The following is a 24,594-nucleotide window of genomic DNA, read 5'->3' as shown; positions in this document are numbered from 1 at the left end:
CCTGTGAGAAGGTCGCGTCAAGGCGTCGCGCAGAGGTATCTTGCGTTCTGGGATACGAACGGAAGGAACCGGATGAGGGCGCGGAACGGACGCACGGTGCGTGACCTGCGGCGGGGCAACCGGGCGGCCGTCCTGCGCCAGTTGTACTTCGACGGGCCGCTGACCCGCTTCGATCTCGGCCCGGCCACCGGGCTGAGCTCGGGGTCGGTCAGCAACGTGGTCGCCGAACTGATCGCCGACGGCGTGGTGGAGGAGGCCGGCAGCGTCGACTCCGACGGCGGCCGCCCCAGGACGCTGCTGCGCGTGGTGCCGGAGAGCGGGCACCTGATCGGCGTCGACGTCGGCGAGACCCGGGTCCGGGTCGAGTTGTTCGACCTGGCGCTCGCCGAGGTCTCCCGCACGGAGAGACCGCTGGAGCCCCAGCGGTACGACGTGGAGGTGGTCACCGGCCACATCCGGGACGGCGTCGCCGAGGTGCTGGCCACAGCCGGCCTGGCGCCGGAGCGGCTGCTGGGCGTCGGCATCGGCGTGCCCGGCATCGTCGCCGGCGACCCGGAGCGGGGCGCGACGGTGCACGGGCAGACCATCGGCTGGGACGCCGTCCCTCTGGAGGCGCTGCTGCGCGAGCGCTCCGGACTCCCCGAGCGGGTCCCGTACTTCATCGACAACGGCGCCAAGACCCTCGGCCAGGCCGAGATGTGGTTCGGCGCGGGCCGCGGCGCGGGCGACGCGGTGGTGGTCCTGTTCGGCTCGGGCGTCGGCGCCTGCCTGGTCGCCGACGACGTCGAGCACGGCCGGGCGCTGGAGTGGGGCCACCTGACGGTGCGGGTGCGCGGGCGGCGCTGCCGGTGCGGCGCGCTGGGCTGCCTGGAGGCGTATGCGGGGGCGGAGGCGCTGGTGGCCCGCTGGCGGGAGGCGGGCGGGCGGCCTCCGGAGGGCGCCGACGAGGAGACCGCGCTGACCGCGCTGCTGGCGGCGGCCTACCCGGAGCCCGGCGGCGCGCCCGACCCGGTCGCCCTCGAGGTGCTGGAGGAGACCGCCGAGTACCTGGGGGCGGGCCTGTCCGACCTGGTCAACCTGTTCCAGCCGGAGCGGATCCTGATCGGCGGCTGGGCCGGCCTGCAGCTGGGGGCGCGCTTCCTGCAGGCCGTCCGGCGGCACGCCACGGCGTACTCGCTGACCCATCCGGCGGGGCGGGTGCGGATCGAGCTGGGGCGGCTGGGGCCGGACGCGGTGACCGTCGGGGCGGCGACGCTGCCGCTGGCGGACTTCCTCGCCCGCGGCGGCCACCGGGACGGGCCGGCGGACCCCGGGGAGCCGGGTCCCGCCTGGCGCAGCGCCCTGCGCGAACGCGTCGTCCGCTGAACCCGCGCCCCGGGCGCGACCGTGGGCGCGGCGCCGGGGGAACGAACGCGGGCGGCACCCCCGCACGAGGGGGTGCCGCCCGCGCGGCGCGTCGGGAGGGTCAGCGCGCCGTCTGCTCGTGGACGTACTCGGTGAGCCGGGTCAGGGCTCCCGGGTCCGTGGTCGGCAGCACGCCGTGGCCGAGGTTGAAGATGTGGCCCTCCAGCCCGGACGCCGCGTCCAGCACCTCCCGCGTCTTGGCCTCGACGGCCTCACGCGAGGAGAACAGCACGGCCGGGTCCAGGTTGCCCTGGAGCGCCTTGCCGGGGCCGACACGGCGCACGGCCTCGTCCAGCGGCACACGCCAGTCGACGCCGACGACGTCCGCGCCGGCCTCGCCCATCAGGCCCAGCAGCTCGCCCGTGCCGACGCCGAAGTGGATCCGCGGCACGCCGTAGGGGGCCACCGCCTCGAACACCTTCGTCGAGGCGGGCATCACCGAGCGCCGGTAGTCGGCCGGGGCCAGCGCGCCGACCCAGGAGTCGAAGAGCTGCACCGCGGAGGCGCCGGCCTCGATCTGCACCTTGAGGAAGGCTGCGGTGATGTCGGCGAGGCGGTCCAGCAGGTCGGCCCAGAGCTCCGGGTCGCCGTACATCAGCGCCTTGGTGTGCTCGTGGTTCTTGGACGGGCCGCCCTCGACCAGGTAGCTGGCCAGCGTGAACGGCGCGCCGGCGAAGCCGATCAGCGGCGTGGCGCCCAGCTCGGCGGTGAGCATCCGGATTGCCTCGGTGACGTAGGAGACGTCCTCGGGGGTCAGGTCGCGCAGCCGCTCCAGGTCCGCGCGGGAGCGGATCGGCTGCTCCACGACGGGGCCGACGCCCGGCTTGATGTCCAGGTCCACGCCGATGGCCTTCAGCGGGACGACGATGTCGCTGAAGTAGATGGCCGCGTCCACCCCGTGCCGGCGGACCGGCTGCAGGGTGATCTCGGTGACCAGCTCGGGCCGCATGCACGACTCGAGCATCGGGATGCCCTCACGCACCTTCAGGTACTCGGGAAGCGAGCGCCCGGCCTGCCGCATGAACCAGACCGGGGTGTGCGGCACCGGCTCTCGGCGGCACGCCTTGAGGAAGGCTGACTCGGCGACGGCGGGGTTCTCGGGCTTGTCGATGGCACTCACGCGGAAAGTCTCCCATGCCCGCCCCGGCCGCCGACGCCGACTCCGTCCTACCCGTCCGGCGGACCGGCCGCCGCCGGCCGCCGCCCGCCGGACGGGCCGGTGAGGGGGGTTCGAACGGACCGGTGAGGGGGGTTCGAACGAACGGGATCGAACGCGCCGGTCGGCAAACCTCGGAACTGTTCGCGCAGCGCGATCCGGACCGACGCCCGGCGCTGGGGTGTCCTTCACGCCGCGGGGACCCCGCGCCCCTTATCTTCTGCGCATGGCTGCGGCTCAGGGACGACTGACGGACGGTGCCGGCGGAGCGGGCGAAGGGAAGGACGGGGAGCGGGAACTGCATGCGGACGCCTTTGCGCCACTGCCCTTCCGGGCCGCCGTCGACGCGCTGCGGGCCGCGCGGCCGAGGCCGCGCATCGAACTCGAGCCGGTGGCGCCGCCACGGCGGCTGGCGCCCTACGCGTACGCGCTGGAGGCGGCGGTGCTCGACGAGGACGGCGACGAGCTCGCCGACGGACGCCTGATCCTGCTCCACGACCCGGACGGGCACGACGCCTGGCGGGGCGCCTTCCGGCTGGTGACCCTGGTCCGGGCGGAGCTCCAGGAACCGGAGATGGCGGCCGACCCGCTGCTCCCGGAGGTCTCCTGGTCCTGGCTGACCGGGGCGCTGGACGCCCGCGGCCTCGGCTACGAGGAGGCGGGCGGCACGGTCACCCGGGCGAGTTCCCACTACTTCGGGGCACTGGAGGAGCGCCCGGCGGCCTCGCAGATCGAGATCCGGGCCTCCTGGACCCCGCGCGAGGGACTGGGCGGCGTCCCCGACACCGGGGGGCACCTCGCGGCCTGGTGCGACCTGCTGACGCAGGTCACCGGTCTGCCTCCGGCCGGCCCGGGCGGCCCCGAAGGTCCGTCGGCGGCCCCGGCCGCCCCGGTGGTCCCGCTGCCCCAGAGGCGCGGGCCCCGCCCCCAGCGCTGAGCCGCCGGCACCGGGCCCAGCCGCCCCGCCGTCCGTCGGCGGCCGCCCGGTGCCCGGGCCGCCGGTCCCCGGGCCCCGCGGTACTCCCCCGGCCGGGCACCGCTCGGGCTCCGGCCCCGGCCCGCCTGCGGCCCGTCTCCGGCTCGTCTGCGGCCCGACCCCGGCTCGACTCCGGCCGCGCCGCTTTGTGAGTGCGGTTTTGTCGATACGGACACTTTGCGACCTTGCCTGACCACCCGTCGACAGGGTTCGACTCGCGCCGTTCTTCGGATGATCGATCGCTCGTCCGAATTGCCCCGATTTCCCCTCACCTAATCGTGATCATCCCCTAAAGGAGGAGGGGTCTGGTGCCGAAGCAGACAGTGACCTAGCAAGCACGGTTCGTCCGTCCCGGCTTCATCCCCCGTGAGCCGGCTCCGTCCCCCACCCAGGAGGCCTGGTGTCCGTTCTCCTCGAGCAGCCCTCAAGCCTGGTCGCCTACCGCCCGAACAAGCCCACCGCCATGGTCGTCGTGGCCGATCCGCGCGTGCGCTCCACCGTGACCCGTCATCTCTGGGCCCTGGGAGTGCGCGACGTGATCGAGGCCTCGTCCGTAGCGGAGGCTCGTCCCCGCATCGGCAACCCCCGTGACATCTGCGTCGCCGACGTCCACCTGCCGGATGGTTCCGGCCTGACCCTCCTGTCCGAGACCCGGGCCGCCGGCTGGCCCAACGGTCTGGCCCTCTCCGCCGCCGACGACATCGGCGCCGTGCGCAACGCCCTCGCGGGCGGCGTCAAGGGCTACGTCGTCACCGGCACCCGTACCAACATCGGCCTGCCGGGCCGTCCCGGCGCCGCTCCGCTCGGCGCGGCCCACCGCATGCACCGCCGCCCCCCGGGTGCCCCGAGCCACCCGGGCGGTTACCGGGAGCTCTCCGGCCGTGAGGTCGAGGTCCTGCGGCTGGTGGCGGAGGGCCAGTCGAACAAGGCGATCGGCGTCTCCATGGGGCTGTCCGCCCTGACCGTCAAGAGCCACCTCGCCCGCATCGCCCGCAAGCTGGGCACCGGCGACCGGGCCGGGATGGTCGCGGTGGCCCTGCGTACCGGCATCATCCACTGATCACCCGGTCGCCGCGCCCGCCGAGGGAACGTTCCCTCGGCGGGCGCGGTGCATGTGCTCGGTACACAGATACCCTTGACAGGTGACCGACGCCCATGACACCGCAGCAGACAGCCCACTGCGAACCACCGGAGGCGCCCCTCCGGACGACGGCGGAACCGGCGGGACTTCTGCTTCCCGGGCGGCGGAGCCGGTTCCCCTGCTCGAGCCCCGTGAGGGCATCCCGCCGGTGATCGCCGACGCCCAGGGCCTGGCGGCGGTCGTCGCCGCCTTCGCCGCGGGGAGCGGCCCGGTGGCCGTCGACGCCGAACGGGCGTCCGGTTACCGCTACGGACAGAGCGCCTACCTCGTGCAGCTGCGCCGTGAGGGCGCCGGCAGCGCGCTGATCGACCCGGTCGCCTGTCCCGACCTCTCCGGGCTGGGCGAGGCGATCGGCGGCGCCGAGTGGGTGCTGCACGCCGCCACCCAGGACCTGCCGTGCCTGCGGGAAATAGGCATGGTCCCCGACCGCCTCTTCGACACCGAGCTGGCCGGCCGTCTCGCCGGGTTCCCGAGGGTCGGACTCGGCGCGGTGGTCGAGAGCGTCCTCGGTTTCGTGCTGGAGAAGGGCCACTCCGCGGTGGACTGGTCGACCCGGCCGCTGCCGGAGCCCTGGCTGCGGTACGCGGCGCTGGACGTGGAGCTCCTGGTCGACCTGCGCGACGCGCTGGAGAAGGAGCTGGAGCGGCAGGGCAAGCTCGAGTGGGCCCTCCAGGAGTTCGACGCCATCGCCTCCGCGCCGCCGCCCGCACCGCGCAAGGACCCGTGGCGCCGCACCTCCGGCATGCACAAGGTCCGCCGGCGGCGCCAGCTCGCCGTGGTGCGCGAGCTGTGGGAGGCCCGGGACCGGATCGCGCGGCGGCGTGACGTCTCGCCGGGCAAGGTGCTCGGGGACGCCGCGATCGTGGAGGCGGCCCTGGCGCTGCCGGCCAACGTCCAGGCGCTGACCGCGCTGAGCGGGTTCGGCAACCGGACGGGGCGGCGCCAGCTGGAGCAGTGGCAGGCGGCGGTGGACCGGGCCAAGGCGCTGCCGGAGAGCGCGCTGCCGCTGCCCGGGCAGGCCGTGGCAGGGCCTCCGCCGCCGCGGGCGTGGGCCGACAAGGACCCGGCCGCGGCCGCGCGGCTCTCCGCCGCGCGGGCGGCGGTGTCGGCGCGGGCGGAGGAGCTGCGGATGCCGCAGGAGAACCTGATCGCGCCGGACACCGTACGGCGGGTGTGCTGGGCGCCGCCGGCCGCGGCCGACGCCGCCTCGGTCGCCGACGCCCTCGCCGCGCACGGCGCCCGCCCCTGGCAGGTCGAGCAGGTCACCCCCCTGCTGGTCACCGCGCTCGCCACCGGAGCCTGACCTCCCGGAGCGGCGCGTACGACGGCCCGGGTCCCGGCGGGCGGCGGGCGGGCTGCCGGCGACGCGCGTACGCGCCGCCCGCAGCCCGTCGCCCCCGGACCCCGCCGTACGCGGGGGTACGCCCGCCGCCGTGAGCACCGGTCTCCGCTCCGCCCCGGGTCCCGGTTCGAGCCGGGCCCGGGACGCCCCCGTCACCCCGCTGCCGCCCGGCCGCCCGGCCGCCCGGCCGTCAACGGGAGGTCCCGCACCAGGCCCGGGTCTGCCGGTCACCCGCCGCGGACCGGACCGGGGCGGCGGTCCGCCGCCCGGGTCCGTCACACGACCCGCTCCACGTGGACAGGCCGCCCCCGCCGCCCTCCGTCCGGCCCGAAGGTCCCGCGATCGGGTTGTTACCCCCGGAAACCGGACAGGCGGACATGTGTGCGACAGCCGAAAATTTCGTGGACGCCCGTCACTCCTTCCGGTGACCCCCGCACCGGGCCTGGCGTGCGAGGTCCCCGCCCGGCGGGAGGTTCCGGACGATCCGCCGACGCTGCGGACAAATGCGGTGAATACCCCTGAGCCGCCTTCACAAGCTCCCTCCCCCGACTGGCCAGAAGGCACCTTGCCGCCTCAACTACCCGGCGTACAGGGTGAGTTGAGAACGCAGGCATCAGGAGTCACAAGCGCGGCGCTTGGCCCCGGCGACCGAGAGGTCCGGGGTTCTGACGGGGGAAACTGATGTGGTGCGCGCTGCAGCGTCGCCCTGATAGGTGGCGTCTTCGCGCTCCCGAACGGGAATGCCTCCCTCCGCCATCTTCTGGTGCATTTGTCCGGTGCCCAGGACTGTCCGAGTCAGGGACAAAGGAGGGGGAAAGCCGATGAGCGCGGTGCGCGCCACCAGGCCGACGTATCCAGGCGTCCACGTCGAAGAGCTTCCCAGCAGCACCCGAACGATCTCCACGCCGACCACGTCGGTGACCGCCTTCGTCGGCCACACCCGGCGCGGCCCGCTGAACGAGCCGGTCCGGGTCAGCAGCTTCACCGAGTTCGAGCGCCGCTTCGGCGGCCTGTGCTCGCGGAGCGCCGTCGGCCACGCGGTGCACCAGTACTTCGGCAACGGCGGCTCCGTCGCCGTCGTCGTGCGCGTCGCCAGGGCGGGCAGCGGCAGGGCCGCCGGCGTCACCCTGAAGTCGACCGAGGGACACAGCGAGGGCCCGGTCCTCGAGGTGCGCGCCAAGGAGTACGGCGCCTGGGGCAACGGCCTGCGCGTCACCGTGGACCACGACACGCCGTGCCCCGACGAGACCTTCGACCTGCGCGTCCTCGACGCCGGGGGGCGGGCCCGGGAGAGCTTCACCGGCCTGTCCATGGACCCCTCGCACGACCGGTACGCGCCCGACACGGTCAACGCCGGTTCCCGGCTCGTGCGGGTCGAGGTCGTCGGCGAGGGCCGCCCCGATCCGTCCGGCACCGTCTCCAAGCCGTTCGGCCACGAACTGCCGAACCTGGCGGTGGAGCTGACCGTCAAGATCGGCGACGAGGAACGCCGGTTCACGCTGCACGACCCCGACCGTGACGGCGACGCACCGTGCAGTGTGGCCGAGCTGGCGCTGCTCCTGGAGCGCAAGCTGCGCGCCCTGCCCGACGCTCCCGGCAGGCGTGCCTTCGCGGGCGTCGAGGTCACCGCCTTCGGCCGCCGCGTCCAGGTCGTCGCCGGCTCCACCGACCCCGACGACGTCGTCCGCTTCCTCGGCGAGTGCGCCAACGACCTCGGACTGGAGGCCTCGGTCAACCCGCCGGTGTTCCCGATGGACCGCGGCGCGGACGGGGCGGCTCCCGGGCCGCACGACCTGATCGGCAGCGAGGCCGGGAAGACCGGCATCCAGGCCCTGCGCGGCGTCGCCGACGTCAACCTGCTCGTGCTGCCGGAACTCGCGTCGTACGAGCGGACCGAGGACGCCCTCACCGTCATCTCCGCGGCCCGGCTGCTCTGCGAGGAGCGGCGGATCTTCCTGCTGGTCGACGCGCCGAGCGCCTGGACCGGGGTCGACTCCGCCCGCGCCGGGCTCGCCGCCTTCGACGCCGTGCGGGGCGACCACGCCGCCCTGTACTTCCCCCACCTGCGGCTCACCGACCCGCTCACCGGCCGGCTGCGCTCCTTCCCGCCCTCCGGGGCGGTGGCCGGCGTCATCGCCCGCACCGACGCCGAGCGCGGCGTGTGGAAGGCCCCGGCCGGCACCGGCGCACGGCTCGCGGGCGTGCGCTCGCTCACCGTCGACCTGACCGACCGCGAGACCGGGCTGCTCAACCCGCTCGGCGTCAACTGCCTGCGCGCCTTCCCGGCGACCGGACCGGTGGTGTGGGGGGCGCGGACGCTGGCGGGTTCGGACGCGGCGGAGAGCGAGTGGACGTTCGTGCCGGTGCGGCGACTGGCGCTGCACGTCGAGGAGAGCCTGCAACGCGGCCTGCAGTGGGTGGTGTTCGAGCCCAACGACGAGAACCTGTGGCAGCAGATCCGGCTCGCCGCCTCCGCCTACCTGCACACCCTCTTCCGTCAGGGCGCCTTCAAGGGCAGCACCCCGCGCGAGGCGTACTTCGTCAAGTGCGACAGCGACACGACGACCGCCGAGGACATCGAGAACGGCGTCGTCAACGTCCTCGTCGGCATCGCACCGGTGCGGCCGGCGGAGTTCGTGATCGTCCAGATCCAGCAGACGTCCGGCCAGTTCGCGCTCTAGCGCGGCGCCGCCAATCGTGGAGATTCGAGAATCCGATGGCTGAGTTCACGGTCAACGCGTATCGCTTCGACCCCTACAAGAACTTCAAGTTCCTTGTCCTGTGGGACGGTCGGACGGTCGCCGGCATCAGCAAGGTCAGTCCGCTGAAGCGGACCACGGAGGTCGTCAAGCACCGTCACGGCGGCGATCCCTCCTCGCCCCGCAAGTCGCCGGGCCGCTCCGAGTTCGAGGGCATCACCCTGGAACGCGGAGTCACCCACGACCCCGAGTTCGACCGCTGGGCCAACAAGGTCTGGCAGATCGGCGCGGGCCTCGGCTCCGAGGTGTCCCTCGCCGACTTCCGCAAGGACATAGTGATCCAGGTCCTCAACGAGGCCGGGCAGGTCGCCGTCTCGCACAAGCTGTACCGGACCTGGCCGAGCGAGTACCAGGTCCTGGGCGAACTCGACGCCAACGCCAACGCGGTGGCCATCCAGTCGCTGAAGCTCGAGTGCGAGGGCTGGGAACGGGACTACGAGGTGCCCGAGCCGCAGGAGCCGTCGTTCCTCAACCCGGCGTAGCCGGCGCCTGGTTCCCGGGGGACGGGATGGGGATCACAGGGGCCGCGGGACTGCTGGCGGCCTGGGAGACGGGCCTCGCCGAGGCGCCTGCGGGGCGGGCCCTGCTGCTGCACCGCACGGCACGGCCGGACCTCGACGCGGCGGCGCTGCCGGTGCTGCCGGTGGGCGAGCGCGAGGCCGACCTGTTCGCGCTGCGCCGCGCCCTGTTCGGGGACCGGATGCAGGTGCGGCTGGAGTGCGCGGCGTGCGGGTCGGACATGGAGTTCGACCTGGACGCCGGGGAGTTCGCGCGGACCCTGGGCGGTTCCCGTGATCCGGGCCGGTCCGTCGTGCGGGTGCGGCTGGACGGCTGGGACGTGGAGTTCCGGCTGCCCGGGGGCGCCGACCTGACGGCGGCGGCCCGGGCCGCGGACCCGCGGGCCGCCCTGCTCGCCCGGTGCCTGGTCCGGGCGCGGCACGACGGAGCGGAGGTCTCCGCCGAGCACCTGCCGGCCGCGGTGCGGCGGCGGATCGCCGAGGAGGCCGAGGCCGCCGATCCGGGCGCCGACGTGACGCTCAACGTCAACTGCCCGGAGTGCGGGGAGGCGACTCGGGCGGAGCTCGACATCGCCTCGTACCTCTGGACCGAACTGGACTCCTGGGCGCGCGACCTGCTGCTCGACGTCCATCTGCTGGCCACGTCGTACGGCTGGAGCGAGCCGGAGATCCTGGCGCTCAGCCCGCTGCGGCGCCGCTACTACCTGGAGCTGTGTGCGGATGTCTGACGACGAAGGGGCACCGGCCGCGGACTTCCTCGACCGGCTGATCGCCCGCCACTCCCCGGCCGCCGCGCACCCGCGTCCCGGTGTGGCGCGGGTACGGCCCCGGCTGCCGGGTCCGTTCGAACGGGTCGAGGCGGTGCGCGGCGGGGCCGTGGAGCCGGACGACGGCGACGGCCCGCCGTGGCCCTCCGCGGATCCGTCGCCGGCGCGGCGGGAGGAGGCGCCGCGCCCGGCGGCGTCCGCGCCCCGGCCGCGCGCGGAGCGGGAGCGGACCGTCGTCCGCGGCGAGCCCGGCCGGCCGGATCCCGCGCCGCGGCCCGGGCCGGGGCACAGGCCCACGGCACCGTTGCTTCGTCCCGTCGCCCCCCTCGTGCCGGGGCCCCGGCCGGTCCAGGACACCGCCCGTCGCACGAAGGACGCCGAGCGCCCGGACCGCGCCGGCCCCCTGAGCCCGGTGCCCGCGCCCCTGCGCCCGGCCCGGGACGCCGTGCCCGCCGCGGCGGCGCCCTTCGCGCGGCCCGCCGCCGCGGACACGGCGGCGGCCCGCGACGCCGTACGGCAGGCCGCGGCACGGCGTCCCTCCCGGGCGCCGGAGCAGGTGGTGCAGGTGCAGATCGGGCGGCTGGAGGTGACGGCCGGGCCCGCGCCGTCCGGCGCACCACGGCGGCGGACGCCCCCTGCGGGGCGGCCGGGAACGACCCTGAGCCTCGCGGAGTACCTGGCGCGGGGGCGGGAGTGACATGACGGACCTGACGGACCGAGGAACCGAGGAGCCGACTCCGTGAGCAACGCACTGGCCGTCGCCCATGTCACCCGGGCCCTCGCCCTGCTGCTCGAGTCCCACGTGGGCCCGGAGTTCGGCGAGGCCGTACGGGTCGAGCCGCGCAAGCCGCCGGCGGAGCCGCCGGACCAGCCCACTCTCAACGTGTTCCTGTACCAGGTCACGCCCAACCCGTCGATGCGGCACGGCGACCTGCCGACCCGGGCGCCCGACGGCTCCCTGATCAGGCGGCCCGTCGCGGCCCTGGACCTGCACTACCTGATCAGCGCGTACGGCGAGGAGACGAAGCTGGTCGGGCAGCGGCTGCTCGGCTCGGTGGTGCGCACCCTGCACGAGATCCCGGTCCTGCCGGCCGACGTCATCGCGCAGGCCGGTGAGGAGGCGTACCTCGCGGGCAGCGACCTGGCCGAGGCGGCCCAGCGGGTGCGCTTCTCGCCGACGGTGATGGACGTCGACGAGACGTCGAAGCTGTGGGGGATGCTCCACCAGACGCCGTACGCGCTGTCGGTGGTCTACCAGGCGTCCCTGGTCCTCATCGACGGACGCGGAACGCCGGTGCCGGCGCGGCCCGTGGAAGGGCCGCGGGTGAGGGTGCTGCCGTTCGGCGCGCCAGGGGCACCCGTACCGCCGATGCCGCCGGTACCGCCGATGCCACCGGTGCCGCCGGTCCCGCCGGTGCCGGGCGGGAGCGCCCCGGAAGGCGGGGCCGGCGCGGCGGCCACCGGTGGGACGCCCGCCGGGCCGGCCGGTGCGGTCACCGCGAAGGGCGGCCGGGCCGGAACGCGGTCCGGAACGCCGGCCGGGGAGCGGGCCACGCCTGCTGCGGCAGCGCCCGCCGAGGCGGCGGGGCGGACGCCGGTGAAGGCTGCCGCGAAGACACCTGGCGCGAAGACACCAGGCGGGAAGACACCTGGCGGGAAGACACCTGGCGCCAGGTCGTCTGCCGCCCGGTCGTCTGCCACCGGGACGTCGCCGAAGGCGGCTGGCAGGACCCCGGCCGGGGGCGGCAGGGCGGCCCGGGCCGCCGGACGGTCGTCGACGCCGGACGGGGCCGCGGGCACGGACCCGGGCGGCGCCGCGTCCGACGCGACGACGGACAGGGACACGAACAAGGACACGGACACCGGCGGCAGCGGCGGCACCGGCGGCAGCGGCCGCACCGAGAACTGAACCGGCACGACAGGGCATCGACGGGGGGCGGGTGAGCACATGGCGGCCAAGGAGAGGCGCGCGGCGGACGCGGCGGCCCCGGCGGACCGGCACGAGGCCGGCGGGACGCTGACCGCGGAGATCCGGCGCGTCCTGCACCGCGTCGACGCCCACGCCGCACAAGCCGGTCAGGAATCCGGCCAGGCGTCCGGCCACGGCACCGGCGGCGGGCCCGGTGCCCCGGACGCCGCCGGCCCCGCGGACCCGGCTTCCGCGAACCCGGCTTCCGCGGCGGGCCCCGGCACCGCCGCCCTCGACGCCCTCGTCGACTGCTTCGGCCTCACCGCCTTCGAACGGGACCTGATCCTCCTCACCGCCGCGGAGGAACTGGACCCCACCACGGCGGCACGCTGCGCCGCCGCCTGCGGTGATCCCCGGCGCGCGTACCCGACCTTCTCGCTCGCCCTGGCCGCGCTCGCCGAACCGCACTGGAGCGCGCTGACCCCGGTGGCGCCGCTGCGGCGCTGGCGGATCGTCGAGACGGCGGACGAGTCCCGCCTGACCACCTCCCGGCTGCTCCTGGACGAGCGCATCCTGCACTTCCTGCTCGGCTCCCCCTACCTGGACACCCGGCTGCACGGCCGGCTGCGCCGCGTCCCCGTGCCCGACCGGCTCCCGCCGTCGTACGACCTGGCGGCGGGCCGCGTCGCCGAGGGCTGGACCACGGCGGCGGGCCCGGAGGCCCCGCCGCTGGTCGAGGTGACCGGCGGCGACCCGCGCAGCCGGGCCGACATCGCGGCCACGGCGGCCGCCCGGTCGGGGCTCGGCCTGTACGCGATGGGGGCCGAGGACGTGCCGGCCGACCCCGCCGAGCGCGACCGGCTCGCCCGGCTCTGGCAGCGCGAGGCGGTCCTGCTGCCCGCCGCGCTGCTCGTGGAGGCCGGTGAGCTGGACCGCGACCAGCGGGCGGCGGCCGAAGCGTTCCTGGCCGGGGCCGCCGTACCCGTCGTCGTGTCGAGCGAGGACCCGCTGCGCACCGACCGGGTGCACGGCGCCCGGGTGACCGTGCCGCACCTCGACGACGACGAGCAGACCGCGCTGTGGGCCCAGGCCTTCCAGCCCGTCACCGCCCTCGGCGAACGCGAACTGCGGTCACTGGTGGCCCAGTTCCAGCTGCCCCCGCACGTCGTGCGGTCGGCCGCCGCCACCGTGGGCCGGCGGCTGCCGGACGAGGACCGGCCGGACGCCGCCCGGCTCGCCTGGCAGGCCGGTCTGGAGGAGGCCAGGGTCGGCATGGACCAGCTGGGCCGGCGCATCGAGCCGGAGGCCGGCTGGGACGACCTGGTGCTGCACGAGCGGCAGTCGAGCGTGCTGCGGGAGATCGTCGCGCACGTACGGCAGCGGGCCACCGTCCACCAGGAGTGGGGCTTCGCGGGGACCCTGCGCCGCGGCCTCGGCGTCACCGCGATGTTCGCGGGCGGCTCCGGCACCGGCAAGACGCTGGCCGCCGAGGTGATGGCGAAGGAGCTCGGGCTCGACCTGTTCGTGATCGACCTGTCCCAGGTCGTCAGCAAGTACATCGGCGAGACCGAGAAGAACCTGCGCCGCGTCTTCGACGCCGCCGAACGCGGCGGCGCGCTGCTGCTGTTCGACGAGGCGGACGCGCTCTTCGGCAAGCGCAGCGAGGTCAAGGACAGCCACGACCGGTACGCCAACCTCGAGGTCAGCTACCTGCTGATGCGCATGGAGGCGTACCGCGGTCTCGCCGTCCTCACCACCAACATGAAGCAGGCCCTGGACACCGCGTTCCTGCGCCGCATCCGCTTCGTCGTCGACTTCCCCTTCCCCGCCGAGCACGAACGCGCGGAGATCTGGCGCCGGGTGATCCCCCGGCAGGCCCCGGTGAAGGGCGTCGACCCTGACCTGCTCGCCCAGCTCACCGTGGCGGGCGGCTCGATCCGCAACATCGCCCTGTCCGGGGCGTTCCTCGCCGCCGAGGAGGGCGACCGGCTGGAGATGCGGCACATGCTGGCGGCCGCCCGTACGGAGTACCAGAAGCTGGAGCGGTCCCTGACGCCGGGGGAGGTACGGGGATGGGTGTGAACGGGGGAAGCGACAAGGAGCCCCGCGAGATCCGGGGGATCCCGGAGCCCCGCGAGATCCGGGTCGAGATCGGCGAACTCGCCCTCCACGGCTTCCGCGTGGACGCGGACCACGTCTCGGCCGCCTTCGAGCACGAACTGGCCCGGCTGATCCGCGCCCATGGCGTTCCGCTCGCCGCGGACGGCACCCTGCGCGCCGACGCCCTCGCCGGCCTGCCGCCCCTGCCCACGGGCCTCTCCGCACGCCGCCTCGGCCAGGAACTGGCCCGCGCCGTGCACCAAGGACTCAGCGGCCACGGGGAGGTGACCCGGTGAGCGGCTCCCCCACCCAGGACGCGCACTCCGAGCAGGCGGCCGAGGCACGCCGCCGCAAGCGCAAGGAGCGCGCCGCCAAGTCCCGCGCCCCGGAGCCGAAGGACATCGTCGGCGGCGCCGGCCAGCCCCTCGACCCGGGCGTGCGACGGGAGTTGGAGGAGCAGCTCGGCCATGACCTGAGCCGCGTCCGCCTGCACACCGACCGCGACGCCGGACAGCTGACCGCACTGCTCGGCGCCGACGCGGTCGCCGTCGGCCAGGACATCTTCTTCCGCGAGGGCGCCTTCGCACCGGGCACCACCGAGGGCCGCCGCCTCCTCGCCCACGAACTCCTCCACACCGTCCAGAACCCGCACGGTCTCGGCGCCCTGCGCGTAGGGCGCGAACTGGGCGCGGTGAGCATGCCGCAGCAGGCGATCGAGCGGGAGGCGGAGTCGGCGGCCCAGGCCCTCGTGAATGGGCAGGCCCAAGCCTCCCAGGTCCACGAGGTCGAGGCTGGTCAGGCGACGCCGGGATGGCTGCGCTATGCGACCGTGGACGCGGACCGCCGCCGGATGGAGCAACTGGACCCCACCACGCTGGTCGACCGGCTGGCCAACACCGTTCTGCGGTCCCTGCGCGGCGACCCGGACGACCGGTCAGGCAGGGTGCGGCTCCAGCTGGCGCGTATGTCGGCACAGGTGCAGGACATCGTGTTCGACCGGCTGGAGACGAGACTGCCGACGCCGGTGCTCGACCGGCTGCTGGAGGCCGTGGAGGAGACCGAGGAGGCCGGACCGCTGCCCAGGGACGCGGCAACGGCGCCCCTGGCGGTGCCCGGCGCGGCGGACGAGGTCGCCGAGGAGCGCCGGGGCGAGGAAACGGCTGGTGCGCTCGACGGGCGCGAGCGTTCGGAGGACACCGAGGGCGGCTCCCGCACCGGCGGTGAGGGGAAGCAGGACGAGCCCGGAGGAGATACGAAGGCAGGCACCGGCGGCGGTACGGGCAGGGCTGCCGACAGCGAGGGGGGCGCGTCACCGGAGCAGGTCACCTCCGAGGACGAGGAGGAGGCCGGTGCACGCGAGCAGGACCGGTCGGAGTCCCGGCAGCAGGACAGGGCCTCCGCCACCCGCGAGGACAGCAGCGTCTCCGCGCAGGGCCAGCGGCAGGCCACGGACGAAGCACAGACGGACGAGCCCGCCGACGAGGATTCCGAGGCCCAGGAGGAGGCCGCGCAGGAGCCGGAGCGGCAGGCGGGCGAGCAGCAGACACGCCGGGACGAAGGGCTGGAGACTGTCGCGAGCACTGCGCCCGCCCCGTCACCTATGGACAGGAGCGGCGCCGAGCCCGGCGAGAAGCCCCGTACCGGCGGGGACAGCCGTCCCTTCCGTTCGATGGGGGATCCGGAGAACGATCAGGGCGTCGATGACGAGCCGTTGGGAATGGAATCGGATTCCGTCGAGCGGGAGCGGGTCTCCGATGAGGGCACACCTACCGCACACGGAGACGAGCCCGTCGCCGACATCGACCTTGTCGGCTACACGGAAGCAGCCAAGAACCCGAGCCTCGTGGAGGAACGGAGAAAGGGCACCGCCCCTCGGCCGTCCCTTCCCCCCACGGATGCCGGACCCGAGCCGGACACCCGGGACGAGGAGTCCCGGCCCGCCGCCGCGCGAGAGGCCTCGGCGGGTCCCGGTCCGGACGACGATTCCCAGGGACTCACGGGCCAGGACCTCTTCACCGGCGCATCGCCTGACCCGGGGCCCGCCGGGGCCGACGAAGCGACCGGTGCGGGGGGCGAGGGGGCCTGGGTCATGGGGCCGACGGCCTCCGCCGGAGACGTCGGCGACAGGCTGCAAACTCAACAGCGGGCCGAGGACGCCGAGGCCCGCCGACGGGACGAGGAAGCCCGCACCGCTGACGGTACGGCGACGGTGGCGCCTCCGTCGGCCGGTGAGCCGGCCGGACCTGAACGACTCGCCAAGGCGGACGAGGACGCGCGCTCCCAGGACTCCGGTGCGCCCCGGACGTCCGGCCCGGCGGCCGACGGTGGCGGCCAGGCCGGCGGCGCCCCGGCGAAGGGCGAGACGCCACCGGGCGCCGGGGCCGACAGCAGCCCTTCGGCACCCACGGACAGGCGTGCGGACGTGACCGACGGCACCAGGGCGGGAGCCGGAACGGACCGGGGCACGCAGAGCAGCCGACCGAACCCGGGCACCGACAGCCCGGACGTCACCGAGGGCAACGGCCACGCCACCTCCCCGGGACCGGAAACCGGACCGGACCGGGTCTCCACCCCGGGGTCCGGTTCCGCTCCGCCCCTGGCTCCGGGCAACGGCCCCTCACCCGTCTCCGCCGCGGAGGCGAGGACCAACGCGCCCAGGCCTTCCGATACCGCAGGTAGCAGGGGCGGCTCTTCCACCCGGTCCAAGCCGAAGAGCAGCAAGGGCCAAGCCGCGCGGCAGGCGGCCCGCAGCGCCCGCGGTGGCGGCGGGAGCGGCGGTGGCCGCTCGCCCTCTGCTCCCACGCAGGCGCGGGGTGGCAGCCGCAGAGGCGCTTCCGCTCCGGGGAAGCCGAGGAAGGAGACTCCCGCACCGGACCTCTCCAACGCCACGCCCGAGACGGGACTCGCTGCGGCGGCGGGCCTGAAGCCACATCAGATGCTGGACACGCTCAAGGGTGTCAACGGGGCGGTCGGGCGGTCGGTCTCCAAGGAGCGTGTGGCTCTGCGGAAGGCGCCGCCGAATGAGCAGCGTCCGACCGGCTCGCCACGGACCGTGCCGGGCGGCCCCACACCGGCGGCCCCCGGCACGTACACCGGCGCCAAGGTCGCCCGTACTGAGGCAACGCCGGGCAGGACACCCGAGATCACCGGCGAGCGGAAGCCGGAGGGCGAGGTACCCGGCGCGAACATGCCAGAGCCGAGCTGGTGGGACATCGCGGTGACCATCGGCGCCAAGCTCCTCGGCGACCTCCTCAAGGACATCCTGCCGCTCGACGACCTCATCGACTCGATCCTGGGCATCCCGACGAAGGACGAAGGCCTTCAGAACGCCAAGGTGGGTGACGCGCCGCGACTGCCGCTCGAGAACGACTCGGACCCTCGGCGCACCGACGAGCAGAGCTTGAAGCTCGACGAGCGCAAGACGGAACTGCACCGCTCCGGCCGGGAGGACGCCGCCCGCCCGATGGGCGAGGACCAGATCTATCCGGACGTACCCAGGGAGACGTTGACCGGCAAGGTGCCCGGTGGCAGCGGGAAGCGGGCCACGGGCGGCGGGCGGAACATGTCCGGCGGCGGGGTTCCCGTCGAGTCCGCGTCCGCCGTGGCCGAGCACGACCGCAGCCCGCAGATCCAGGCCGGCTTCGCCCAGGGCCGCCAGAGGATGGCGCTGGAGCGCAGGTCCAAGGACGACAAGGCGCTGGCGGACCGCCGGAAGCATGACCAGGACCTGAAGCGCGAGGTGGACCGCAGCAGCGGGCAGCAGGCCGACACCCGCGACAAGGGCCGCTCCGACATCTCCGCCGCCCGCGACACCTGGCGCAAGGAACAGGACGACACGACCGCCGAGATCGATGGCAAGAAAGGCAAGAAGTACGACGAGGTCCGCAAGAACATCAAGGACAAGGAGGAGCAGACCGACAAGGACGTCGACAAGCGGGCCCAGGACGACAACAAGAAGATCACCGACGAGCAGTCCAGGGCCGAGACCGAGGCCGAGGGGAAGCAGCAGGAGGGCAAGGACGACGCCGACAACTGGCTCGAAGAGGCCATCGAGAAGCTGAAACAGTTCTTCGAGGACCTCAAGAACGCCATCAAGAGCGTCTTCGAGAAGGCCCGGCAGTTCGTCACCGACGTCATCGACAAGTTCAAGCAGCAGGTCTTCAAGCTCATCGACGACGCTCGCAACTGGGTGATCGACAAGATCAACAAGTTCGCGGACGCGCTGATCGCCCTCGGGGACGAACTCCTCGCCGACTATCCGGCGATGCGCGACAAGTGGCGCAGGACCATCGACGGCGCGCGCGACTGGGCGGTCGAGAAGGTCAACCGGTTCGCGGACGGGCTGAAGGAGATTGCCGGGAAACTTCTCGACGGCCTGTGCCGGGCGCTGGTCGCCGGGCTCGACCTTCTGGAGTCCGGGATGCTCGCGGCCGTCGAGGTGGCCGAGACCGCAACCGTCGGAGCACTGGAATTCGGTGCCGCGGTCGTCGCGGGCCTCGGTGAGTGGGCCGCCATCTTCAACGACATCGTCTCCGATCCCGGCGACTGGATCAGCAAAGCAGGGGCCGCCGCGGACACCGGTGCCAGGGAACACCTCTTCACCGAGGTCACCGCCGCGGTGAGGGCGTGGTTCCACCAGAAGGTCCAGGAGATCATCGGCGTCCCGGTGGAGGACTTCCAGGAACTGGTCTCCGGCGGCGTGACGGTCGAGCAGATGGCCCAGATGGCATGGGACGAGGCGCTGCCCCAGCTCCCGGTCATCATCGGCGTGCTGGTCGTGGAGAAGGTGGTCGCCAAGCTGATCCCCGGGGCCGGCTGGGTCATGGCGGTCATCGACGCCCTGCAGACGGCATGGGGTGCGCTGAGTGAGATCCTCGCCGCGTTCGGCCTGTTCATGGACTTCCTGAAGTCGGTCAAGAGCGGCAACGGCGCACAGCCCTTCGCCAAGGCGGTGGCGGCCGGTGTCGTGGCGCTGCTCGAGCTGATCTACGAGTTCCTGATCGAGGGCGTCGGAAGGTTCATGGGCAAGGTGACCGACAAGCTCGGCGACCTGCTGAAGAACCTCCGCAAGAAGAAGGACGGCCCGGACGGCCCCGACGCCCCGCCCGGGCAGCCGGATGCTCCTGGCAAGCCCAAGGACCGGGACTCGGCGCCCACGAACGACGACAGGTCTCCGGACCGGCCGGCCGACCGCGATGATCGCCCCACGCCGAGCAGGCCCACCACCAACCAGAAGTCCCGCCCCCCGGCTAGGCCTCGTCCCGGGAAGCGATCCTCCCCGGAGAAGAGGCGCCCCTCGCACACCACACGGCCGAGGAAGCGCCGTGACGACGAGCGGCGTCGGGAGGAGGGCCGCGAGGTGAACGCCGCCCGTAAGCGGATCCGGGACGCGGAACGACGCACACGCGACGACAAGGCGGACGGCCCTGGCACCCCGTCACGCCGTCGGCCCGGCACTGACCGCACGGACAGCCGTGGCCCTGGGCGTGACCGCCCCGGCGACAGGCGTGCGGACGACGGACGCCCTACGAAGGACACGCGTCCGGACGACAGGCGCACCGACGACCGCCGCCGGGACACAGACCGCGACGGCGACCGGCCCCGCCGCCCCGGCAACCGGCTCCGGCGCGCCCGCCAGAGCGTCAAGTCCGCCGTCAGCAGGGCCCGCCGCGCCGTCACCAGGCTCTCCGGCAAGGCCCGCCGAAGGCTCGGCAGCCGTTTGAACGACCAGCTACGAAAACTCCGGGAGCAGTGGCGCCGCCGTCGCGACGAGCTCGGACCCGACCGGACTTCCGATCGCGGCAGGGACCGGGGACGCGCCGAGGACCGACAGCGGGAGAACAACGGGATCACGGACTTCGACCTGCCCAGGGTGCGGTTCCGAACGAAGGACGGCGAGGCACACACGTTGCAGTTCGACGGGAAGGGCAGAAACGCCGACTTGGCCGTGCGGAGTGTGCTGCAGGACATGGCGGGCTACTTCGGGGAGTGGGAAACGGAGATCGCGGAGCTCAAGCAAAAGGGCAAGACGGATCTCGCGGACGCCATGAAGCGTCTCCTCGACGCGGCACGTCACAAGGCCGAGCTGATCGAGGCCCGGCAAAATTCCCTGCCCAAGCCACGCAACAAGCACGGCATCAGCCGGGGCACGCTCGGAGATGTCGCCTTTCAGCGGCAGATCGAGCGGCTGCGGGACGCCATGGAGATTCTGGCGGACCTGCTGGAGCAACGGAACTCCGGAGACAAGGAGCCCCCGCTGCCGCACACCATCCTGCCGCCGTTCGTGGATGGCCCCATGGCGTTCAACTTCAAGGCCAGGTTCATCCGTCTGAGCACACCGCCGGGTACGGAGGCCCAGGAGCGGAAAAGCGTCAGCGCCCACCCCGTGGGCTGGAAGGAACTGGAGCGGCTACCGGGCGGTGTGGCCGAACGGGGTCGGTTCTGGGTGCGCATGCACATGCTGCCGACGAAGATCGGCGGCCACGCCTCCACCTCCAATCTCGTTCCTGCGTTGGGCGCCATCAACACGCGCGCCATGGTGGCGATCGAGCACCCGGCTCAGGCAGCCATCGGCCATGTCGTCGAGCACGGAAAGATCCCCACTCCCCCCGAGAAGATGATCTGGTATCAGGTCTCCATCGATTACCGCGGCAGATACCCCGGTTTTCCGCGCCGCGTCGGTGTGCGGTACGGAGGATATCGAGTGGCAGGTAATCGATGGCAGGAGAAGAGTGCGACAGGGAAATGGGCGGAGTCATTTCCGAAACCGAACATTGCCGAGGGACTGGACATCAAGAAGGCAAAGGCTGCCGCCATCAGGATGGTCACCAGAGTCTCTGATTCCACCGCACAGGACATTGTCGCGCTGCTCAAGGCGACACCCGGCAAATACAACAGCGTCGACGACCTCGCCAAGGACTTGCAGGCAAGCGCCGGCAACCTCACCGGAGGGCCGTCACAGCGGCTGAACAAGGACCTCGCCAAGCTACGGGCCGCACGAACCAAGATCACATTCTGAGTCCGGGGGAACAATGGAGCCCACACCTGCCGAGCGTGCCTGGCTCGACACATTTGAGGAACTGCGTAACTCTCCTGACGTCGAACTGGAGATGGAGACACTGGAGTTCGCGAAGGGGGAGCCACCAGACGCGGACACCGCCTTCGGAACGCTCGCCGAGCACGACGGCGTGGTCCTCGACCCTTCCTTGCAGAGGTGCTATCTGCGTTTTGCGGGCATGGGCGCCAGTTGGGGCGCCGGGATGACCGACGAGGACGAGGATCCCCTCTTCGGTGGCGACTTCTATGTCATCCCCCTCCTGCAGGCGATTCGTGACACCGCTCCGATCGACCGCTACCCCCTGGCCTCGCCGGAGGAACGGCCCTTCATCTCAGAACTCCGGGATATCGACGTCACCAGCGTGTCAGGCGCGGGGATGGTCACCTCTCTGCGCATTCGACCAGGAGCTTCACACAACCCGGAGGTCTGGTTCAGCGACACAGCGCGCGGCTTGTACAAGTTGGATGTCGATCTCTGTGGATATCTCGACGCGCTGCGGATCACCAAGGGAACGCTCGGCTGGCAGTACCTGTTCGCCGACGTCTCCCTGACGGACGACCGGTTCGAGGTGACGGCGCGCTTCCTCACCACAATGCTCCAGGTCTTCCCGGATCTCTTTCCCGCGCACGACTACACACAACTGCGGACCCGACTCGAGGAACGCCTGTGACCCGCTACGCCGACATTCCCAAGCCCATCCGCTCCGGCATCGCCGTCCTCGACCCCGGCACCGGTACCCCGCAGCAGATCATCGTGCTGCAGTTCAACCCGGACACCCTGGAGCGCAGCGTCTCCCCCCAGTCCGCCGGGGACGGCGGGGACGCCGGTGGCGGGGGTGCCGGGAGCGGGGACCGGAACGAGGCGTTGCGGCTCAAGGGGCCCGCGCAGGAGACCTGGAAGTTCACCGCCGAGATCGACGCGACGGACCAGTTGGAGGTCGCCGCGCCGGACGGGATCCACCCGCAGCTGGCGGCGCTGGAGATGCTGGTGCAGCCGACGACGGCCCAGCTCAGGGCGGCGAGCGAGCTGTCGAAGCAGGGTGCCATCGAGATCACGCCGATCGAGATGCCGCTGACCCTCTTCACCTGGGGCAGCAAGCGGGTCATGCCCGTGCGGCTCACCGAGCTGTCCGTCAACGAGTCGGCGTTCGACGTGAACCTGAACCCGATCCGGGCCTCGCTCAGCATCGGGATGAAGATCCTCACCGTCAGCGACCTGCCCGCCGGCCACAGGGGCGCCGACCTGTACATGGCGCACCTCGCGCAGAAGGAGCGCCTCGCCGCGGCCGCGCGCGGCGGCAGCGTCGCCCGGCTCGGGTTCGCCGGGGTCAGCACCGCGACCGGTAGAGGCTGAGGAGAGGAACCATGGCCGAGATCCAGCCGTACGAGAGCGCCCTGGACGCGATCCCCGGCGCGCACCCGTACCCGCGCGCCAGCCGGTACCACGACGCCGAGATCGGTATCCACCGCCTGCCCGACGGGACGGAGGTCCGGTACGCCAAGCGCCGGTTGCTGCCCCCGCTCCCGGACGGGGACGAGGTCCACCCCCACACCGTCGCCGCCGGCGAGCGGCCCGACCTGCTCGCGCAGCACTACTTCGGCGACCCCGGTCAGTGGTGGCAGATCGCGGACGCCAACCCCGTGCTCGACCCGCGGGAGCTCACCGACGAGGCGGGGCGCGTCATCGGCATCCCGCCCGGCGGCGGGTTCCCCGGCGGCAGGAGGTGACCGGCGTGTTCGACCTGCCCGTGCGGGAAGGTCCCGTCCACATCAAGCTGCTCATGGGGCCGCGGCTCGTCCGGCCGGTCCCCGCCGAGGTGGCCGAGGCCCTGCTGTCCGCCCAGATCACCGCGACCGCGGGCGAACGCAGCGGCTTCCAGCTCGCCTTCGACCTCACCAAGAACGGGCTCGTCACCCGGCGGCTCCTGCCCGAGGGGTACTTCGACCCCAAGACCCGGCTCGTCGTCACCGTGAGCGTCCGGGGCACCGCCGCCGTGCTGTTCGACGGGCTGGTCGTCCGGCACGAGGTCGGCGCGAGCAACCGGCCCGGGCACTCCACCCTCACCGTCACCGGTGAGGACCTCACCCTCCTGATGGACCTGGAGGAGCGCGCCGTGCCGTACCCGAATCTCCCGCCCTCCCGGCGCGTTCTGGAGATCCTGCGCCGGTACTCCGACTACGGCATCCGGCCCGACGTGTACGACGAGCAGATCCCCCAGCCCCCGCACCAGGACACCCGGGTGCACTACCAGACGCAGACCGACCTCCAGTACGTCACCGAGCTGGCCCGCGCCAACGGCTACACCTTCTACCTGGAGCCCGGCCCCGGTGTGGGCGAGTCCTCCGCACGGTGGGGGCCGGAGAACCGCGGCGGCGAACGCCAGCACGCTCTCAGCGTCAATCTGGACGCCAACTCCACCGTCGACCAGCTGACCTTCGCCTACGACGGCACCGCGCGCGAGGAGCCCCAGGCGCGCTGGCAGGATCCGGTGACCCGGCAGTCGACACCGCTCCCCCAGCCGTCCATCGACCCGCTGCGCCCGCCGCTCGGCAAGCGGCCCACCCCGGCCCTCCGGCGCAGGACGCTCACCGGCACCGCCAAGCACCAGCGCGGGCAGGCGGAGGCCGCGCTCCTCGCCCGCGCCGCGATCTCCGCCGACGTCGTCTCCGGTTCCGGCTCGCTCGACGTCCTCCGGTACGGCTACATCCTCCAGCCCCGCCAGCTCGTCGGCGTGCGCGGCTCGGGACGGGCGTACGACGGCGACTACTTCGTCAAGTCCGTCACGCACAACCTGCGCCCCGGTTCGTACCAGCAGAACTTCACGCTCTCCCGCGAGGGACTGGAGGCGCGCAGCGACGTCGTCCGGCCGTAGAGCGCGCCCACCAACGATCATCCCGCACCGACCCACCCATCAGGAGAGCAGCTTCCATGGCGGCACCCAGCAATCGCTACCTCGGCAAGTTCCGCGGCCGGGTGGTCAGCAACGACGACCCGCTGCGCATCGGCCGCATCACCGTCGAGGTCCCCGACGTCCTCGGCAGCGAGCCGTCGACGTGGGCGCTGCCCTGCCTGCCGTTCACGGGGACGCGGGCCGGGCACTTCGCGGTGCCGCAGGAGGGCGCGGGCGTGTGGGTGGAGTTCGAGCAGGGCGATCCCAGCTACCCGGTGTGGACGGGGTGCTGGTACGGCAGCGCGGACGAACTCCCGCCCGACGCACGCGTGGCCGCCGCCGCCGGGAAGCCCGTCGTCGTGCAGACGCCGGGTGCGCACAAGATCGTCATGAACGACGGGGCCGGGGCCGAGGAGGGGATCCTCCTGCGGGCCAGGGACGGCGCGTACATCCGCATCACCGAGGGCGCGGTGGTCATCTCGACCGGCGCCGGCGCGGAGATCTCGCTGCGCGGCAACGAAGTAACCATCAACGAGGGCCAGTTGACCGTCCTCAACCAGCGATGAAGGAACACG

18 protein-coding genes are annotated in these 24,594 nt (G+C 73.2%); 17 read left to right on the top strand and 1 reads right to left on the bottom strand.

From position 1 onward, the window contains the following. Window positions 1-72 precede the first annotated feature (72 nt). Window positions 73-1,365 carry an ROK family transcriptional regulator gene (locus GBN72_RS01390; RefSeq protein WP_151769764.1) on the top strand — a complete coding sequence of 431 codons (1,293 nt, stop codon included), beginning with the start codon at window positions 73-75 and terminating at the stop codon, window positions 1,363-1,365. A 100-nt stretch (window positions 1,366-1,465) separates the two neighbouring features. Here GBN72_RS01390 and hemE read toward each other — a convergent pair whose 3' ends face one another. Then, entirely contained in the window at window positions 1,466-2,524 is a 1,059-nt protein-coding gene (hemE, locus tag GBN72_RS01385) for a uroporphyrinogen decarboxylase (protein WP_151769763.1), read from the bottom strand. 262 nt (window positions 2,525-2,786) lie between these two features. Between hemE and GBN72_RS01380 the strand changes: the two genes are divergently transcribed. From GBN72_RS01380 to GBN72_RS01305, 16 genes are all read left to right on the top strand, one after another. Further along, a complete protein-coding gene (locus GBN72_RS01380; protein ID WP_151769762.1) occupies window positions 2,787-3,497 on the top strand; it encodes a DUF3000 domain-containing protein in 711 nt (236 codons plus the stop codon). Window positions 3,498-3,936: 439 nt separating this feature from the next. Continuing rightward, a complete protein-coding gene (locus GBN72_RS01375) occupies window positions 3,937-4,596 on the top strand; it encodes a helix-turn-helix transcriptional regulator (RefSeq protein ID WP_151769761.1) in 660 nt (219 codons plus the stop codon). Window positions 4,597-4,678: 82 nt separating this feature from the next. Beyond that, a complete protein-coding gene (locus GBN72_RS01370; RefSeq protein ID WP_151769760.1) occupies window positions 4,679-5,980 on the top strand; it encodes an HRDC domain-containing protein in 1,302 nt (433 codons plus the stop codon). Window positions 5,981-6,840: 860 nt separating this feature from the next. Then, complete coding sequence (locus GBN72_RS01365) at window positions 6,841-8,700, top strand: phage tail sheath family protein (protein ID WP_151769759.1); 1,860 nt, start codon at window positions 6,841-6,843, stop codon at window positions 8,698-8,700. 35 nt (window positions 8,701-8,735) lie between these two features. Continuing rightward, the gene (locus GBN72_RS01360) at window positions 8,736-9,260 is read left to right on the top strand and encodes a phage tail protein (protein WP_151769758.1); all 525 of its coding nucleotides are present in this window, start codon (window positions 8,736-8,738) and stop codon (window positions 9,258-9,260) included. 26 nt (window positions 9,261-9,286) lie between these two features. Then, the gene (locus GBN72_RS01355) at window positions 9,287-10,024 is read left to right on the top strand and encodes a T4 family baseplate hub assembly chaperone (protein WP_151769757.1); all 738 of its coding nucleotides are present in this window, start codon (window positions 9,287-9,289) and stop codon (window positions 10,022-10,024) included. Further along, window positions 10,017-10,760 (top strand): serine/threonine-protein kinase, encoded by a 744-nt coding sequence (locus tag GBN72_RS01350; protein WP_151769756.1) that lies wholly within the window; start codon window positions 10,017-10,019, stop codon window positions 10,758-10,760. Before GBN72_RS01355 ends, GBN72_RS01350 begins: the two co-directional genes overlap by 8 nt. A gap of 42 nt (window positions 10,761-10,802) precedes the next feature. Next, window positions 10,803-11,972, top strand: coding sequence for a Pvc16 family protein (locus tag GBN72_RS01345; RefSeq protein ID WP_151769755.1), 1,170 nt, complete (start codon window positions 10,803-10,805; stop codon window positions 11,970-11,972). 39 nt (window positions 11,973-12,011) lie between these two features. Further along, window positions 12,012-14,054 (top strand): ATP-binding protein, encoded by a 2,043-nt coding sequence (locus tag GBN72_RS01340; RefSeq protein ID WP_151769754.1) that lies wholly within the window; start codon window positions 12,012-12,014, stop codon window positions 14,052-14,054. Next, window positions 14,045-14,368 (top strand): hypothetical protein, encoded by a 324-nt coding sequence (locus GBN72_RS01335; protein ID WP_151769753.1) that lies wholly within the window; start codon window positions 14,045-14,047, stop codon window positions 14,366-14,368. The genes GBN72_RS01340 and GBN72_RS01335 overlap by 10 nt, the downstream gene beginning before the upstream one ends. Further along, window positions 14,365-21,090, top strand: coding sequence for an eCIS core domain-containing protein (locus GBN72_RS01330; RefSeq protein WP_151769752.1), 6,726 nt, complete (start codon window positions 14,365-14,367; stop codon window positions 21,088-21,090). Before GBN72_RS01335 ends, GBN72_RS01330 begins: the two co-directional genes overlap by 4 nt. Window positions 21,091-21,103: 13 nt before the next feature. Then, a complete protein-coding gene (locus tag GBN72_RS01325; RefSeq protein WP_151769751.1) occupies window positions 21,104-21,799 on the top strand; it encodes a hypothetical protein in 696 nt (231 codons plus the stop codon). Beyond that, window positions 21,796-22,482, top strand: coding sequence for a hypothetical protein (locus tag GBN72_RS01320; protein ID WP_151769750.1), 687 nt, complete (start codon window positions 21,796-21,798; stop codon window positions 22,480-22,482). Before GBN72_RS01325 ends, GBN72_RS01320 begins: the two co-directional genes overlap by 4 nt. Before the next feature lie 11 nt (window positions 22,483-22,493). Further along, window positions 22,494-22,856 carry a LysM peptidoglycan-binding domain-containing protein gene (locus tag GBN72_RS01315; RefSeq protein WP_151769749.1) on the top strand — a complete coding sequence of 121 codons (363 nt, stop codon included), beginning with the start codon at window positions 22,494-22,496 and terminating at the stop codon, window positions 22,854-22,856. 5 nt (window positions 22,857-22,861) lie between these two features. Further along, complete coding sequence (locus tag GBN72_RS01310; RefSeq protein WP_151769748.1) at window positions 22,862-24,001, top strand: hypothetical protein; 1,140 nt, start codon at window positions 22,862-22,864, stop codon at window positions 23,999-24,001. Window positions 24,002-24,057: 56 nt separating this feature from the next. After that, entirely contained in the window at window positions 24,058-24,585 is a 528-nt protein-coding gene (locus tag GBN72_RS01305) for a phage baseplate assembly protein V (protein WP_151769747.1), read from the top strand. Window positions 24,586-24,594 lie beyond the last annotated feature (9 nt).

The organism is Streptomyces abyssomicinicus, from assembly GCF_008974245.1.
GTDB lineage: Bacteria > Actinomycetota > Actinomycetes > Streptomycetales > Streptomycetaceae > Streptomyces > Streptomyces abyssomicinicus.
This window is presented reverse-complemented; position numbering and strand designations above follow the sequence as displayed.